This window comes from Microcoleus sp. ARI1-B5, from assembly GCF_036705795.1.
Taxonomy (GTDB): Bacteria; Cyanobacteriota; Cyanobacteriia; order Cyanobacteriales; family Microcoleaceae; genus Microcoleus.
In genome coordinates this window covers 150,802-168,226 of sequence record NZ_JAUBVK010000012.1, presented here as the reverse complement: position 1 = coordinate 168,226, position 17,425 = coordinate 150,802, and the positions used below count along the sequence as shown (strand labels likewise).

At 47.5% G+C, this 17,425-nt stretch carries 8 protein-coding genes; 7 read left to right on the top strand and 1 reads right to left on the bottom strand.

Annotated features, from left to right (window positions below; all coding sequences use genetic code 11):
- Positions 1-1,051 precede the first annotated feature (1,051 nt).
- The 6 genes from QUB63_RS18960 to QUB63_RS18935 all read left to right on the top strand — a co-directional run bounded on the left by QUB63_RS18960 (position 1,052) and on the right by QUB63_RS18935 (position 12,965).
- Complete coding sequence (locus QUB63_RS18960; protein WP_332946817.1) at positions 1,052-6,475, top strand: trifunctional serine/threonine-protein kinase/ATP-binding protein/sensor histidine kinase; 5,424 nt, start codon at positions 1,052-1,054, stop codon at positions 6,473-6,475.
- Positions 6,476-6,653: 178 nt separating this feature from the next.
- Entirely contained in the window at positions 6,654-8,699 is a 2,046-nt protein-coding gene (locus QUB63_RS18955) for a phosphodiester glycosidase family protein (protein ID WP_332946816.1), read from the top strand.
- A 213-nt stretch (positions 8,700-8,912) separates the two neighbouring features.
- Positions 8,913-10,307 (top strand): serine/threonine-protein kinase, encoded by a 1,395-nt coding sequence (locus QUB63_RS18950; protein WP_332946814.1) that lies wholly within the window; start codon positions 8,913-8,915, stop codon positions 10,305-10,307.
- A gap of 520 nt (positions 10,308-10,827) precedes the next feature.
- The gene (locus QUB63_RS18945) at positions 10,828-11,229 is read left to right on the top strand and encodes an endonuclease domain-containing protein (RefSeq protein WP_332946813.1); all 402 of its coding nucleotides are present in this window, start codon (positions 10,828-10,830) and stop codon (positions 11,227-11,229) included.
- 373 nt (positions 11,230-11,602) lie between these two features.
- Positions 11,603-12,319, top strand: a complete 717-nt coding sequence (locus tag QUB63_RS18940; protein WP_332946812.1) for an FHA domain-containing protein — start codon at positions 11,603-11,605, stop codon at positions 12,317-12,319.
- Complete coding sequence (locus tag QUB63_RS18935; RefSeq protein WP_332946811.1) at positions 12,309-12,965, top strand: serine/threonine-protein kinase; 657 nt, start codon at positions 12,309-12,311, stop codon at positions 12,963-12,965. Before QUB63_RS18940 ends, QUB63_RS18935 begins: the two co-directional genes overlap by 11 nt.
- Before the next feature lie 69 nt (positions 12,966-13,034).
- On the opposite strand, the gene QUB63_RS18930 is transcribed toward QUB63_RS18935, so the two are convergent.
- The gene (locus QUB63_RS18930; protein WP_332946810.1) at positions 13,035-14,168 is read right to left on the bottom strand and encodes a succinylglutamate desuccinylase/aspartoacylase domain-containing protein; all 1,134 of its coding nucleotides are present in this window, start codon (positions 14,166-14,168) and stop codon (positions 13,035-13,037) included.
- A gap of 419 nt (positions 14,169-14,587) precedes the next feature.
- On the opposite strand from QUB63_RS18930, the gene QUB63_RS18925 reads away from it, so the two are divergent.
- Complete coding sequence (locus tag QUB63_RS18925) at positions 14,588-17,329, top strand: DEAD/DEAH box helicase (protein WP_332946809.1); 2,742 nt, start codon at positions 14,588-14,590, stop codon at positions 17,327-17,329.
- The last annotated feature ends 96 nt before the right edge of the window (positions 17,330-17,425 follow it).

Sequence of the window (17,425 nt, the reverse complement as noted above, 5' to 3'; positions counted from 1 at the left end):
GGGTAGATAGTAAATCTAGCTTTATTTTGCTTGCTGCGCTGTTGAGTTGCTTTCGTCAGCGCCTGCAGACACAAAAGCCACCTGCGGGCTCAGTCGGTAGGTGCAATGTAGCAGCGCGGTTCACAACTCGTGAAACCTGTCTTATTGTGCAGTCAACTATCGGGCCGCGAACATCAAGTGTATCAAGAAACTGATAAATTTTCACCGATTGCAGTCAGAGTTTGCGCGCAAGTCTTGTAAGCGTCAGCCCAAAACCCAGGCTAAGATGCCTGGCCGAAAAAGGTTGACAGTTGTGCATAACCCTAATTTGTGTTTTTTGACCGACAAACGTTTGTAACTCATCACTGAAGGCTATTTCAAGGATTTATGATACATTAGGAGCATCTGGTAGAGCCAGCGCAGCCTTTTTTATCGCGCTCAAAAACGGATACTTGCTTTCTGACAGGAGTCGTGGAGAGGTCAAAATTTTAGACCCAACGACTTCGCGAGCGGGCAACGCTCTTGTTCAAGCTCCCAGATTCATCTGTGCAGTAAATCTCAAATCGAAAAATGGAAAATCGACTGACCCCCACAAATTTGACCTTGGTAATTTTGTGGGGGTCAACGGTGGCCGTTCTTACGGATGTGAGTGAGTTGGCATTTGGGACATTTCAGTTCTCTTTTTTATAACCTCTACTGAGGCTGGAGGAATCCTGTATCAGCAAGTCGCCTCTTTGAATCAAGAATCTCAGTTCCTTTAGGGCCGAGAGTCTCAAAACTCATCCCATAATGATGCCACGCTTATTAATTAGCTTCTTAAGTTCCTGTTCAATGAACTGCTGTCGTTCAATCAGCGTTCGCGGAGTCCTTTTCTACTTAGTCTCAACTCCACTATCCACAGCTCTTACATAAAATATTAAGTCTTGTTTTTAAAATCGCTCTTTCATAATTGGCTATCCACAATATGTTAAGAAAAATGTAATTAATGAATAGCACGGCAGATAGAGGGACAATAGTAGATATCAACTATAAGAAGCTTCAGGCTTGACAGAAGCAGTAGGAATACGTAGATATGGCTGACATCACAAATCTTTTTCTAGGATATCACATTAACGAGCAAATATACGCAGGAAATCGAACTCTAGTTTATCGCGGTCTTCGGTCTTCAAATGGGCAGCCCGTCGCCATCAAAATGCTGCGAAATGACTTTCCCCGCTTCAACGAACTGGTTCACTTCCGCAACCAATACGTCATTGCCAAAAACTTAGAACTCCCCGGCACTGTCAAAGCATACAGCCTGGAGACTTACCACAACCACTATGCCCTGGTAATGGAAGACTTTGGCGGAATTTCCTTAAGTAGCTACCTAGCTAGTCTAGTGTTCGCAAGCAACGAACCCCTAGAAGGTATGCCCGTTAACGAGTTTCTTCCCATAGCCATTCAAATTGCCAGTGCCCTGGACGGACTTTATCGCCACCACGTCATCCACAAAGACCTCAAACCCGCCAACATTCTCATTAACCCCAGCAGCAAACAAGTGAAGCTGATTGACTTCAGCATCGCTTCCCTGCTACCTCGCGAAACCCAAGAAATTCAAAATCCCAACGTCCTTGAAGGCACCTTACCTTACATATCTCCCGAACAAACTGGGCGAATGAACCGAGGCATTGATTACCGCACAGATTTCTACTCGCTGGGAGTCACATTTTACGAACTGCTCGCGAGACAGTTGCCTTTCCAAACTGACGATCCGATAGAGTTAGTACACTGTCACCTTGCTTCGCAGCCCATTCCAGTCCATCACCTCAACAAAAGCGTTCCACTGGTGCTGTCGGAAATTGTTAGCAAACTGATGGCAAAGAATGCTGAATATCGCTATCAAAGTGCGATCGGACTTAAGTTTGATTTGGAAACTTGTTGGCATCAGTGGCAAGAGACAGGTGAAATTGCTTCCTTTAAATTGGGAGCGCGAGATTTGTGCGATCGCTTCATCATCCCCGAAAAATTATACGGTAGAGAAAGCGAAGTATTCTCCCTACTAGCAGCCTTCGAGCGCGTGAGTGCCGGCAGCACCGAAATGATCCTCGTTGCCGGTTTCTCCGGCATTGGCAAAACCGCCGTTGTCAACGAAGTCCACAAACCCATTGTGAGACAGCGAGGCTACTTTATCAAAGGCAAGTTCGACCAATTCCAACGCAACCTTCCTTTCAGTGCCTTTGTCCAAGCTTTTCAAGACTTAATGGGTCAATTGCTATCGGAAAGTGACGCTAAAGTTGAGCAGTGGAAGACTCAAATTTTGGCAGCTTTGGGCGAGAATGCTCAAGTTGTTGTTGACGTGATTCCAGAACTAGAGCGGATTATCGGACATCAGCTCCCAGCACCAGAACTTTCTGGGAGCGCCGCCCAAAATCGATTTAATCGCTTATTTGCCAACTTCATCTCTGTCTTTACAACCGAAGAACATCCCCTCGTCATCTTTTTAGACGACTTGCAATGGGCTGATTCAGCCTCGTTGAACTTGATTCAACTTCTGACGAGCGATCGCGAACGGCGTTATCTCTTTTTAATGGGAGCGTATCGAGATAACGAAGTCAGTCCGGTACACCCTTTGATGCTGACATTATCCGACATTCAAAAAACCGGGGCAACGGTAAATACCATTACCCTAGCTCCTCTCGATCGCTCGGATTTGAATTGTTTGATTGCCGATACATTAGCTTGTTCTACAAAGTTGGCGCTGCCTTTGACAGAACTCGTTTATCAGAAAACCAAAGGCAATCCATTCTTTAGTACACAATTCCTGAAATCTTTGTATGAAGATGGGCTAATTGAATTTAATTTGGAAGCTCGGTATTGGCAGTGCGATATTGCCACAGTGCGAACTTTGGCACTGACCGATGATGTGGTGGAGTTCATGGCGCTTCAGTTGCGAAAGTTGCCAAGCCGGACACAGGAAGTTTTGAAGTTAGCTGCCTGCATTGGCAACCAGTTTGATTTAGCAACGTTAGGAATTGTTAGTGAAAAATCGCCAATAGAAACAGCAAATTTTCTGTGGAAAGCCCTACAAGAAGGTCTAATTTTACCCGTTAGCGAAGTTTATAAATTTTACCTTGGAGAAGGGAATGGGGAATTAGCAATCGGTCAGAAAGACTCCGACCCATTACCGAACTACAAATTTTTACACGATCGCGTCCAGCAAGCTGCTTACTCCTTAATTGCCGCCAGCCAAAAACAAGCAACTCACCTGAAAATCGGGCAACTCCTGCTCCAAAATACCCCGATTCAAGAACGAGACGAGCGGATTTTTGCCATTGTTAACCAATTGAATATGGGATGGGAATTAATTTCTCAACCAGCGGAAATCGAAGAACTAGCGCGGTTGAACTTGATAGCAGGACGGAAAGCTAAAGCATCTACAGCCTATGCGGCGGCGGTGAAGTACCTGAGTACGGCGATAAATTTGCTCTCAGGCGATTCTTCTGGGGAGACACTTGGCTCACGCTGGCAGACTCAGTACGATTTGACTCTAGAAATTGTTGTGGAAGCGGCAGAGGCAGAATATCTCAATACCAATTTCCCCGCCGCCACTACCTTAATTGAAATGGTGTTGCAGCACGGGAAAACACTGCTCGATCGCATCCCGGCTTACGAGATAAAAATACAAATTGATATGGCGCAACACCAATTTAACGATGCCATTGATACCGGATTGCAGGCATTAGAAGTGCTTGGCTACCCCGTTAATCTGAGTGAGCAAGACTTTTTAGTGAAACTGCCCGCTCTAGAATCCCTAGAAGACTACCCCATCATGACCGATCCGGCACAACTAGCAGCCATGCGGATTCTTAAAGTCTGTCTTGCTCCCGTTTTAGCAGGCAGACAACAAATTCTGCTGCCAGTAGTCGTGAGACAAGTGAAACTGTGTATTGAAGGCGGTCACTCTCCCCTAGCATCAGGAACTTATGCTTGGTATGGCACGCTTCTATGCGGTGCTCTGGGCAACATTGATAGGGGATATCAGGCAGGGCGGCTGGCGCTGCAACTGCTCAAACACTTTGAGGCCAGAGAACACAAAACTGTTACCTATAATATGTTTTACACCTTCGTCCACCATTGGAAAGAGCCTTTACGAGAAAGCATAGCTCCCCTGGTCGAGGGCGTGCAGAGTGGGCTAGAAGGCGGGAATTACGAATATACAGGCTACTGCATCACCAACTATTGCTTCTACATCTTCCTGGCGGGAGAAAATCTGGAAATTGTTCAATGCGAACACAAAAAATACCACGACTTGCTGTTGAAGTTAAAACAGGAACACTCCCTCTGTTTGTCTCAGATATGGCATCAACTGTTGTTGAATTTGTTGGGGAAAGTAGTCAATCCGCTTCAGTTAATTGGCGAGAGCTTTGACGAATCTACTATGTTGTTGGAACTCCAAGCTCAGAACGATAATATTGCTTTGTTCCATGCCTATTTAGCAAAGACGATTCTGTTCTATCTGCTTGAAGAGTTCGACCGAGCAGTTGACAGTGCAGCCAAGGCAGTCAGTTACTCTAGCGTCGGGTCAGAAAATTTTGTTCATTTGCACTTATACCAATCGCTGGCACTGCTGGCGAACTATCCCAACGTCAGTTTGTCAGAGCGATCGCATTACCTAAATCAGGTTGCTGCTAACCAGGAGAAAATGCAGCTTTGGATGCAGCACGCTCCGATGAACTACGAGCATAAATATCATCTAGTAGAAGCCGAAAAAGCACGAGTATTAGGCGACCATCTAACCGCCATCAACGAATATGAGATGGCCCTTCAGGGAGCGCGGGAAAATAACTATCAGCAAGAAGAAGCGATCGCCTACGAATTGGCGGCTAAATTTTACCTGGAATGGGGAAAAGAAAAAATTGCCCAGGTGTATCTCGTAGATGCTTACTACGGCTACGCTCGTTGGGGAGCTAAAGCAAAAATTGACCATCTAGAACAACGCTATCCCCAACTACTTGCTCCTATCTTAAAACAGAATAAAGCTCGTTTGTTCGAGACAGTTACTACCTCCAATAGCACCTCATCTTCTAGCACGAACCAAACAATTACTGGGAGTACCAGCACCACAGTAATAGATTTACCAACGGTTATCAAAGCTTCTCAAGTTCTTTCTAGCGAAATTCAGCTCGATCAGTTGCTCACTACCCTGATGCAAGTGGCAATTCAGAATGCAGGCGCTCAAACAGGAGTATTGATTTTGAAAGAAGAGGAGAACTGGAAAATCGCCGTCTACTGTAGCGATCGCCAAGGCTGTCTTCTGCAAGAAACTATGGCGATAGAGGAGAGCCAATCAATTCCCCAGACTGTCATTAATTACGTCAAACGTACAAAAGAAACCCTAGTTTTCGATGATGTCAGGACTCAATTAACATTTGCTTCTGACCCCTATATGAAGCAGCAGCAGCCTAAGAGCATTTTATGTACTCCAATTGTCCATCAAGGCAAAATAATGGCAATCTTGTATTTGGAAAATAATCTGACAATGGGGGCATTTACGGGCGATCGCGTCGCCATCCTCAACATCCTGTGCTCGCAAGCTGCAATTTCCTTACAGAACGCCCGACTGTATCAGCAATCCCAGGAGTATGCCCAAAAACTAGAGCTTTATCTCAACGAGCTCAAACAGATGCAACTGCAACTGGTACAGAATGAGAAGATGTCTGCTGTGGGAAATTTAGTCGCAGGGGTAGCCCACGAAATTAACAATCCCGTAGGCTTTATCGCCGGCAACTTGCAGCCGGCTCAAGAATACGTAGGGGATTTATTCAACTTGATTGATTTGTATCAAGAAAAATTTCCCGCTCCGGGAGTGGAAATTGAAGCAGAAATTGAGGACATGGACTTGGAGTATTTGCGAGAAGATTTGCCCAAATTGATTGGATCGATGAAGGAGGGAGTCGATCGCATCCGCAATATCAGTACGAGTTTGAGAACGTTTTCGAGGGCAGATAGCGATCGACCAGTTTCTTTCAATATTCACGACGGACTCGAAAGCACTGTGCTGATTCTCAAGCACCGTTTAAAAGCCAGCGAGTTTCGCCCTGCCATTGAAGTTGTGAAAGAGTACGGTAACTTACCCTTAGTAAAATGCTTTCCCGGACAGTTAAACCAGGTATTTATGAATATACTGGCCAATGCTATTGACGCTCTGGAGGAGTCAAATCAGGGGCGCTCTTTTAGTGAAATTAAAGCCCGACCTAATCAAATCACTGTTCAAACTGTTATGAGCGAAGACAACAATCAGGTTTTGATTCGCATTAAGGATAATGGAGTGGGGATGTCGAGCGAAGTCAAAGAAAACATCTTTAACCACTTATTCACAACTAAGTCTGTGGGTCAAGGAACCGGATTAGGATTGTCTATAGCCCACCAAATTGTGGTGGAAAAACATGGAGGTACATTAGTCGTGAATTCCTGCCTGGGGCAGGGTGCGGAGTTTGTGATTTGTATTCCGGGGTGAGCCGTTCGTAGTAGGTCTTTAGCGCAATTAGCGCCATCGACTAACCTAGACTCGATCGACAGCTTCATGCCGATCGTAGTCATCGGCAAAAATATCGGGTTTAGTCGGAAGAAACATACGGATATTCCGGGTTTCTAAATCCCCATGCGTTTAGGACTGAAATTGTGAGTTGTAAACTGTGAAACGTAATTTGTTGTATTGGCGTCGAATATTGTCAGCCTCGATTTTACCGGTACTGGCGATCGCCCCGTCTTTGCTCTGGAATCTACCCGGAAGAGCAAAAGAAGTTTCGAGTGGGAGAAGTGCTGGTTTTTCCTCCAATCCATTACAAAAGTCATTACCCTCTTCCTTATTTCTTAATCGTGAATTCACGGAGGTCAATTTGGCTCAATCTGTACCGCCATCTTCGAGAATTAGACAAGGCGGCCAAGTGTCTCTCAACGGCCGCCTTCTCCCCCTAACTTGGACTCAGCAGCCCGCAAACAGCACTTCTGCGAATATGCGAACTTGGATTGCTGATGTTGGATTGATGCAATCTGCGGGAGTGGATTTGCTCAACACAGCCGATAGTACCAAACAACCGGTGCAGTGGTTTTCCGTATCTTTAAGCGACGTTCAAAGTTTGACAGCACGTGCAACAGGCCCGTATCGTTACTTAGATGTTACAGATTTTGCTAAACTTGCCGGCTGGCAGATATCGATCGACAACAATGTTCTCAAAATCACCTCTATAGCTGCAATTGTCACCGGAATTCGGCAAGCAGAAAAAGAATGGGGCGATCGCATTGTTCTGGATCTCGATCGCCCCGCCCCGTGGCAAGTCAACTTCGTCGATACACCGAGCCCGTCGCCAACAGACGACCCCACAAAGCCCGCTATCCGGCTGCCGAGCGCGCCCGCAGCGCCAAACCTCGAAACACCAGACGACCCGACTAAACCCGCGCTGCCGCAGCCGCTAGCGCCCGTACAGCAGATAACCAGTCAAGAATGGTCGATCGCCCTTGATGCCAAAGTCGATCGCACTTTAATTCAGCGCGCCTTTGCAACCAGCAAACAATTGCGATCGCTAAAAGTCGAACCTGCGGGGAATCAAACCAGAGTGAAGGTACAAATTCCTTTAGGTTGGCGGCCGCAAGTTTTCAGTCTGGGAAATCCCAATCGATTAGTTATCGACATTCGCCCCGACTCGTTAGTAGAAAAAAACATTCTTTGGGCGGCGGGAGTTCGATGGAGACAGCAGTATCAAAATTTAGGAACATCTCGTTTTCCCGTAGTTTCGTTAGAAGTTAATCCCCGTCAAGCAGGTGTAAAAGTCAGACCGCTTTTGAGCAATCCGCCGACCGAGAAAGGCACTGCACCTTTACTGCAAACAGCGGAAGTTTCGGGAACGGCTGCTGCGATTAACGCCGGGTTTTTCAATCGGATAAATCGATTAGCTTTAGGCGCGATTCGGCGTGATAATAAATGGCTTTCCGGGCCGATTTTGAATCGCGGGGCGATCGCTTGGAACGATCGGGGAGAATTTGTCATCAATCGTTTGACTTTGCAAGAAACTTTGATAACTTCTGCGAATCAACGTTTGCCTGTTTCACAGTTAAATAGTGCCTACGTGGAATCGGGAATCGGCCGCTACAATCCAGATTGGGGAGCGACTTATACTCCGTTTTCGGACGAGGAAATAGTTGTGACAGTTGCGGGCGACCGAGTTGTCAGCCAATCGCCCGGAGGTGGGGCGGGAAAAACAAATTTCCCTATTCCAGGGAACGGTTATCTGTTGGCTTTGCGTTCCGATTTGTCCCCTGCAACTCAACTTTCCATCGGTACTTTATTGCGTTTGGAAACTAACACAATTCCGCCTGATTTCAACCGTTTTCCTTATATTCTCGGCGGCGGGCCGGTGTTGGTACAAAACAGTCGAGTGGCTTTGGATGCTAAGGCGGAAGGATTTAGCGATGCGTATGTCCGACAGACGGCGATTCGGAGTGCGATCGGGCGAACTGCTGCGGGGAATTTGCTAATTGTAGCGGTGCACAACCGCGCGGGCGGGGCGGGGCCAAATTTCGCGGAACTGGCGCAGATATTGCAGCAAATGGGTGCTGTGGAGGCTTTAAACTTGGATGGGGGAAGTTCGACGAGTTTGTATTTGGGAGGTAGTTTGCTCGATCGCCCGCCGTCAACTGCGGCGAGAGTCCATAATGCGATCGGCATTTTCATTGAACCATAAGTAGTTAATCTTCGACATTAATTTTCGGCGGTTAGAAACCGCTACTACACAAACAAAGTCCACCTACGTGGACTGGTAAATGTGAATGTCCCAACCTGCGGAGGCAGGTTTCGTCTTTGTAGCCGCGGTTTCCAACCGCCGGGGCATTGCCACAAACTCCCCCCATCTCAGCTATAATCAAAACCATCCTCTCCACATCCTCACATACCCATCATGAGGCACTGGCCCCCTGGACAACAACTCCACCAAGGCAAATACCTAATCGAAGCACTCCTGGGCGGTGGCGGATTCGGTGTCACCTACCGCGCTCAAAACCGCAAAGAAGGCAAATTAGTCGCCATCAAAACCCTAAATGCCAACGTTCAAGGTAAACCAAACTTTCGCGAATTCCAAACCAAATTTGTCAACGAAGCTTTATCTTTAGCCCGGTGCAGCCATTCTCACGTCGTCCAAGTTTACGAAGTATTTCCCGAAATGGCCGGAAATATCGAATTGTGGTGCATGGTGATGGAATTAATCGACGGAATTGACTTAGCTAGCCATCTTGAAGATAACGGCATTTTGTCCGAAGAAAAAGCTTTGCCGATTGTTCAGCAAGTCGGAAGCGCCTTGAGTTTTGTTCACCAGCAAGGATTTACTCACCTCGATGTTAAACCCCAAAATATTATGCTAAGAACCCCCCCCAGCCCCCCCTTGGTAAGGGGGGGAGTAAGAGAAAATACCCCCTTCTCTTCTTCCCCCCTTAATAAGGGGGGCCAGGGGGGTGCAGTTTTGATTGATTTTGGCTTAGCGCGACAGGTGACAGCACCGGGGAAATTGCGGACAAATAGCAATTCCGGGACTGAGTGTTACGCACCCATCGAACTATTAGAAAGACGCGCTGAACTGGGCGCTTATACAGATGTTTATTCCCTAGCAGCAACGCTTTATGTCATGTTGACTGGTGAGTTGCCGTTTCCGTCGCAATTCAGGAAGCAAAATATTCCTTTAACTCCGCCAAAGCAATTCAATTCTGAGATTAGCGACAGGGTGAATGCGGCGATTATGAAAGGGATGGAGTTGGAACCGCAAAATCGCCCGCAGTCGGTGCAGGAATGGTTGAATTTGCTGATACCGAAACCCGTGGCTGCTGAGACTACGCGAGTGATTTCAGCCGTGGGGATGGATTATACAAATTTGCAGAATTTATTGGCGGCTAAAAAGTGGCGAGAAGCCGATGAGGAAACGGCGAGAGTTATGTTGAAGGTGGCGGGTAGAGAGAAAGAAAGAGGGCTGAATACAGAAAGTATTGATAATTTTCCCTGCGAGGACTTGCGTACCATTGACCAACTTTGGGTAAAATACAGCAATGGGCGCTTCGGCTTTAGCGTGCAGAAGCGCATTTATAAAAGTCTGGGGGGAACTAGGGAGTATGATAGTGAGGTTTGGGAAAAGTTTGGCGATCGGGTAGGGTGGAGAAAAAATAACAAATGGCTGTACTACAAAGACCTCACTTTTTCAGAGAAAGCGCCAGAAGCTCACCTCCCACTTCGGAGTGGATGGGTGGGGTGGCGGTTGGGGGTGGGGTGGGTGGTTCTCTTCTCTCGCGTCGAGACTTGTAGACTGTAACATCTAAGCGTTTCAGGATTTCATAAATATTTATAACAAAGCCCAAAACCACGATCGCCACTTCTAAGCTAATTCCTAAAACCCGGAGTTACCATGACTATAAGATAAACTTTATTATTAACAGTAGGGGCGAAGCATTCGGCGAAAAATATGAGCTTCAAAACCGACAATATATTGCCCGAATGCTTCGCCCAGGCCTCCGCCCCAGATACAATTCCGATGTTTTAGAATTTGATCGATCTGATTTCCCACCGCACATATTGGTAAACCCGCGCTGATTAGTGATAACCCTGAAGATTCGAGTTTACTCGCGTGAATTGGGCGAAGCATTCGGATGGTTTCGGCAGTAAAAAAACCAAACAACCACCGAAAAAACTAAAAAAATGCTCTTACTCCCCCCCCTTACCAAGGGGGGGCTGGGGGGGGTTAAAATCTAAACAACCAACGAACAAACTAAAAAAACGCTCTTACTCCCCCCTTACCAAGGGGGGGGCTGGGGGGGTTAAAATCCTATAGAACAATGACAAAACTCTACAACAAAAACTCAGAAAAATTCAAACGGCAGAAGCTTCGCAGAGAAATGACTGAAGCTGAAAAGGAACTATGGAAACGTATCAGAAACAGACAGCTTGAGAATTGTAAATTTCGCAGACAATATAGTGTAGCAGCATTTGTGCTAGATTTTTACTCGCCCGAAATCAAGTTAGCACTAGAAGTTGATGGTGACAGCCATTTTGTGGATGGCGCTGTAGAATATGATGCAGAAAGGCAAGAGTTTATTAAGTCGGCAAGGATTAATTTTTTGAGGTTTACTAATGAGGATGTTTATCATAATTTGGATGGGGTTTTAGAGGTTATTGTAGAGGGGATTAAATCGTTGAGAACATCGGGTGTTTTACCCCCCCCAGCCCCCCCTTGCTAAGGGGGGGGAGTAAGAGTTAGCCCCTTGCTAAGGGTGGGAATAAGAGTTAGGAGGGTAGATTAGATTTAATCGTTGAGAGTATCGGGTGTTTTACCCCCCCCAGCCCCCCCTTGCTAAGGGGGGGAGTAAGAGTTAATTCCTTGCTAAGGGGGGGAGTAAGAGTTAATTCCTTGCTAAGGGGGGGAGTAAGAGTTAATCCCTTGCTAAGGGTGGGAGTAAGAGTTAGGAGGGTAGATTAGATTCTATCGTTTAAAACATCCACTCTTTTACCCCCCCCCAGCCCCCCCTTGCTAAGGGGGGGAGTAAGAGTTAGCCTCTTGTTAAGGGGGGAGTAAGAGTTTCGATAGTCCAAAATCCCAAATACGAAATCGATATGAACTCAAAAGTTACCCTCACCATCACTTCCGGGAATCTCAAAGGCCAAGAATTCATCTTTGACACCCGCACAACTTGCATTATTGGCCGCGCCAAAGATTGCTATCCCAAGATTCCCGACGACGAAAAACACCGCACGATTTCCCGCTATCACTGCTTGCTGGATATCAATCCTCCCGATATCCGGGTGCGCGATTTCGGTAGCAAAAATGGCACTTTTGTTAACGGCAAAAAAATCGGTCAGCGAGAAGCTCATCAAACTCCCCAAGAAGCTGCTCAAATTCAATTCCCAGAATACGACTTGCAAGGGGGAGATGAATTTACACTCAGCGATACTTCTTTTCGAGTTGGCGTTGCCCTTGACCCGGAAATTGTCAAAACTCTCCAACACCGAACACCCCCTGTCATTCCCTCAAATCAAGCAAATCTGTGGGAAATGCTGCAAGCTTTTCTGTTGAAAGCAGTGGCGAATGAAAGCCATATCGGAGTTCTCGGCGATTACGTTTTGCTCAAAGAATTGGGTAGGGGCGGTTTTAGTTTAGTTTATTTGGCGCGACACAAGCGGACTAACGAACAAGTTGCGCTGAAAGTGATGCTGCCAAAAGTAGCGGCAAATCAGCGGGCTGTTAATTGGTTTTTGCGGGAAGTTGAAAATATGAAAGTTTTAAAACATCCCAATGTGGTAGGATTAAAAGAGTTTGGTTATGAGTCGTGAAACTTTCTTTTTCACGATGGAATACTGCGACGGCGGCAGTGTTGTGGATTTGATGGAAAAACGCGGTTTCAGCACTTTGCCGATTGGTGAGGCTGTGACTATTATTTTGCAAGTTTTAGATGGTTTGACTTACACGCACAATGCAGAAATTCCGAATGTCAGATTGGCTGATGGTAGTTTTGCAAAGGGACGGGGTTTGATTCACCGGGATTTGAAACCGGGGAATATTTTTTTGGCGAATGTGGGTGGGAAACAAGTTGCCAAAATTGGGGATTATGGGCTATCAAAAGCTTTTGACCAAGCGGGTTTAAGCGGTCAAACGATGACTGGTAATGCTGTGGGTACGCCGTGTTTTATGCCGCGACAGCAAGTGATTGATTATAAGTATGCGAAACCAGAGGTTGATGTTTGGGCGGCGGCGGCTTGTTCGTATGTGATGATAACGGGATATTCCCCGCGAAATTTGCAGGGTCAAGACCCGTTTTTGGCGGTTTTACAAAATGATGCGGTTCCTGTGCGCGATCGCACTTCTGCGATTCCTCAACCGCTAGCCACAGTTATCGATCGCGCTTTAATTGACAATCCTGAAATTTATTATAAAAGTGCAGCGGAATTTAAACAAGCCCTATTAAATAGTATATCGTAAATTAGGGTTCGACTACCGATAGGTTTTCAGAAACCCGGTTTCTTCAAGAAACCGGGTTTCTTGATATTCTCAATCTGCCATCACAGACAACACATACTCTCCTTGATTTACTGACTGATTGGTCGAAACATCAAAAATGAAAACATCCGACTCAGCACCAACATCAACCAAACTGGGAAATTCCCCATTCTTATTAAAACTGAGAATTTGATAAAGCCGATCGCCCTTTTTGACAAGACTCCCCAACTCCACTCGATTTTGAATCATCCCGCCCGCCGGCGCGTAGTATTTTATCGCGGAATTCTTGGGGGTGAAAATAACTTGATGCGCCGCCGTTTCCGGGAGAGGAAATCCATCTAGTTTCAATAAACCCTTACTTGCTAAGTAATTTTTGATGCCCCGCAAGCCATTCGCCACCGACTGGGGATTCATTTCCATCCCCGAACCTAATTCTAAAGTCCAAGCTTCCACGTCAAATTTGAGTGCACTTCCCAACTGGGCCAAAATCTTCTCCAGCGCCAGCCAAGGCTTGAGAAACGCCTCGTCAAAAGCATCGCCGTCGTACTCGTTCATTAAGATTGCGCGATCGAGCAAAAAAGCCTTCGCGCTTTCCTCGCGGGAACTGAAACAGTAAACGTAGTCTACAGCTTGATTTGTAGAACTGTGCAAGTCCAGCACGCAATCGGCATCCAAACACAAAGATTGCAGCTTGTAGCGGTAAATTTCGCTGTAGGGCCGGCAACTGGGAGCATTAATTTTTGCCAACTGTTTAGCAAAACTCAAAGCAATTTCTTTTCTGTAGTTAAATTTGATCGTATCAGCATCGAGATTGATGTGAGACTTCGCAAAAGCCTCAATATCTTCGCCTGCTTTTTCAAAATCCCAGAAAATTCGGTTCCAATTGGCTCCGTCATAATGATTGTAGCGGCCGGGAGAGAAATGGTGCGATCGCTGGCTGACACCTACAGGATTGCAAACCGGCACTAGCCAAATTTCCCCGATTAACTGATTGCTGTCTTGGGACATTAAAAACTCAATTAACTGGTGAATCACAGCATTGCCGCTAATTTCGGCCCCGTGCAGGTTAGACTGTATGTAAGCCTTTTTGCCGGGAACGGCACCTCGAAACTGATAGACTTGCAGCGAAAGCCGATCGCCCGAAGCAAGCTGCACCACAGGAATAGTCGAAATAACAGGAATCATAGACAGTTGACAGTTGACAGTTGACAGTTGACAGCATTTGACTGGGAAGTAAGAGGATTGGAGTAATGAATCGTCTGATTTTAATTTCTCCCGAAAAAGCTTGGGGCTTTAAACCAATTCTTTCTGGTAATGGGTAATTGGTAATCGGGAATTGGTAATGGGGAATTGGTAATTGGAAAATTCATCGCAAGGAAGATTTTCCCCCTCGAACACTCGAACACTCTCCCCCCTCTCCCCCTCTCCCCCTCTCCCCCTCTCCCCCTCGAACACTCGAACACTCTCCCCCTCTCCCCCTCGAACACTCTCTCTTGATTCGAGTGCTGATTTGCGGGCGTTGGTTTAAAATCAATACAGTCCTCTGCTGCCTTGCTTTGGGCAAGATTTAAGCATACTTACCCTGGAACCTCATAATAATCCTTGTGTCAGAAACTTCCCAGAACCGCCAAGCGCTGGATCTGAAGACCATATTTCCATTCGAGCTAGATAACTTTCAGAGAGACGCGATCGCCGCCCTCGATGCAGGTAAATCCGTTGTCGTGTGCGCTCCTACAGGCTCAGGGAAAACTTTAATCGGCGAATACGCCATCCATCAAGCGCTCGAACGGGGGCGGCGCGTCTTCTACACCACTCCCCTCAAAGCTCTGTCTAACCAAAAGCTGCGCGACTTCCGCAGTCAATTTGGAGACGACATGGTAGGTTTGCTGACGGGCGACATCTCCTTCAATCGAGATGCGCCGATTTTGGTGATGACTACCGAAATATTTCGGAATATGCTCTACGGTACGCCCATTGGCGCTGTCGGTGCTTCCCTCACCGGAGTCGAAACCGTGGTGCTCGACGAGTGTCACTACATGAACGATCGCCAGCGCGGTACAGTTTGGGAAGAATCGATCATCTACTGTTCCAGCGAAATTCAACTGCTCGCCCTCTCAGCAACCGTAGCCAATAGCGGCCAACTCACAGACTGGATTAACAAAGTTCACGGGCCCACAGAGCTTGTATACTCAGACTTTCGGCCAGTGCCGCTGCAATTCCACTTCGCCAATCAAAAAGGGATATTTCCCCTGCTAGACGAAACCGGCAAAAGAGCTAATATCCGGTTAGTCCCCAAAAAGAAGCAGCAAAAAGCAGAAAGAGGTAGCATTCCCACCCCGAGTTTGACCGATGTTTTGTCCCGGTTGGACGATCGAGATATGCTACCAGCAATTTACTTTATCTTCAGCCGTCGCGGGTGCGACCAAGCCGTCGCAGAAGTCGGCAATTTATCCCTAGTTAACGCAGCCGAAGCAGCCGAACTCAAACGCATCATTGACGATTTTTTACAGCGAAACCCAGAAGCAGAACGCTTCGGTCAAAAAGAAGCACTTTTAAAAGGCATCGCCGCCCACCACGCAGGCATTTTGCCCGCTTGGAAAGGTTTAGTAGAAGAACTTTTTGGCAGAGGTTTGATTAAAGTCGTATTTGCCACCGAAACCCTCGCAGCCGGGATCAATATGCCCGCCCGCACCACAGTAATTTCCACCCTGTCCAAGCGCACCGACAAGGGACACCGACTGCTAAACGCTTCAGAATTCCTGCAAATGGCCGGTCGGGCAGGTCGCCGGGGGATGGACGAGCTCGGGCACGTGGTCGCAGTTCAGACGCGCTTTGAAGGCGCAAAAGAAGCCTCCTATTTGGCAACAGCCAAAGCTGACCCCCTCGCCAGTCAGTTTACGCCCAGCTACGGCATGGTGCTGAATTTGCTGCAAACTCACACTCTCGATGAAGCTCAAGAGTTGGTAGAGCGCAGTTTCGGTCAATATCTGTCTACTTTGTACTTGGAGCCGCAGCAAGCTGAATTAGACCGGCTGCTAGCAGAATTGGCGGTGCTCGAAGAGTCCTTGGCGGCCGGAGGTAATGTCTCCACCCTGGAAAAGCAGCTAGCCCATTACGAAAAATTGCAGGGAAGGCTCAAAGAAGACAAACGTTTGCTGAAAACTCTATTGCAGCAAGCAGAAGAAGCTCGAATTAAGGAGATGTCCGTGGCTGTGGCTTTTGCAGTCCTCGGTACGGTTCTTAGTCTCAAAGGCAAGCACGTTCCCACAGCTAAACGATCGCACACAGCTCCCGTGCCCGCCGTCTTGGTTGCCAAAATCGCAGGTTCCGGCCAAGCTCCCAACTTGGTATGCTTGGGTAAAGACAACCGCTGGTATGTCGTCGCCATTAGCGATGTGGCCAGCCTGCACGCCGAATTACCTCGCTTGAGCGTTGCAGATACCTTGAACCCACCGCCGGAAATGACCCTGAGACTCGGCCAGTGCCGCTTGGGAACCGAAGAAACTGCTGCAATCGCTCAATCCATCCCAGAATTGCCCGCACCGGAACCGAGCCCAGAGGCTCAGGAGCAACAGCAGAAAATCGCCGCCCTAGAAGATAAACTAGAAATTCACCCAGTTCTAGAATGGGGCAATCCCGGTACTTTGCTCAAGCGCCAGCGCCGCCGGGAAGAATTGAAAAAAGAAATCCGCAAAAGCGAACAAGACTTAGAAAAGCAGCGAGCTCGCTACTGGGAGCAATTTCTCAACTTAATTGACATCTTGCTGAATTTCGGCTGTTTGGAAAGAGTAGTTTCGGCAAATGGAAACCGAGATGACTCCTCCGACAGGTTGGTGCCCACAGTCTTGGGCCAAGCTTGCGCCGCCATTCGCGGCGATAACGAACTGTGGCTGGGTTTGTCCCTGATGTCTTCGGAGTTTGACGAACTCGATCCCCACCACCTCGCTGCTGCTTGCGCGGCATTGGTTACAGAAGTTTCCAGGCCCGACAGTTGGACTCATTACTCGCTGTCGCCGGAAGTTTTGGCGCCTTTGGACAACCTGCAAAAAGGCCTGCGCCGCCGGTTGTTTCAAGTGCAGTACCGCCACGAAGCTGCGATCCCGATTTGGCTGGAACGGGATTTAGTGACTTTGGTGGAACAGTGGGCTCTGGGCGTGGAATGGCTGGAACTAATTAGCCATACGAGTTTGGATGAAGGGGATGTGGTGCGGATTTTGCGCCGGACTTTGGATTTCTTGTCTCAGATTCCTCATGTTCCTCACCTGTCGGATTCTTTGCGGAGGAATGCTTGTCGGGCGATGCAGTTGATCGATCGATTCCCGGTAAATGAAGCTGCAACTCAGTAAATAAGGTTCGATCGTGAGGACTGAGCGTCCTTCATGAATGCGGACTTGCATTCCGATGCGGAGAACCTATTTTATGGCGGTTGTTCGATCGGACAA

What these genes read in the sequence shown, in the direction of transcription:
- QUB63_RS18960 (WP_332946817.1), top strand. Translation starts at nt 1,052, where the DNA reads ATGGCTGACATCACAAATCTTTTTCTAGGATATCACATTAACGAGCAA.
- QUB63_RS18930 (WP_332946810.1), bottom strand. Translation starts at nt 14,168, where the DNA reads ATGATTCCTGTTATTTCGACTATTCCTGTGGTGCAGCTTGCTTCGGGC.
- QUB63_RS18945 (WP_332946813.1), top strand. Translation starts at nt 10,828, where the DNA reads ATGACAAAACTCTACAACAAAAACTCAGAAAAATTCAAACGGCAGAAG.
- QUB63_RS18940 (WP_332946812.1), top strand. Translation starts at nt 11,603, where the DNA reads ATGAACTCAAAAGTTACCCTCACCATCACTTCCGGGAATCTCAAAGGC.
- QUB63_RS18950 (WP_332946814.1), top strand. Translation starts at nt 8,913, where the DNA reads ATGAGGCACTGGCCCCCTGGACAACAACTCCACCAAGGCAAATACCTA.
- QUB63_RS18935 (WP_332946811.1), top strand. Translation starts at nt 12,309, where the DNA reads ATGAGTCGTGAAACTTTCTTTTTCACGATGGAATACTGCGACGGCGGC.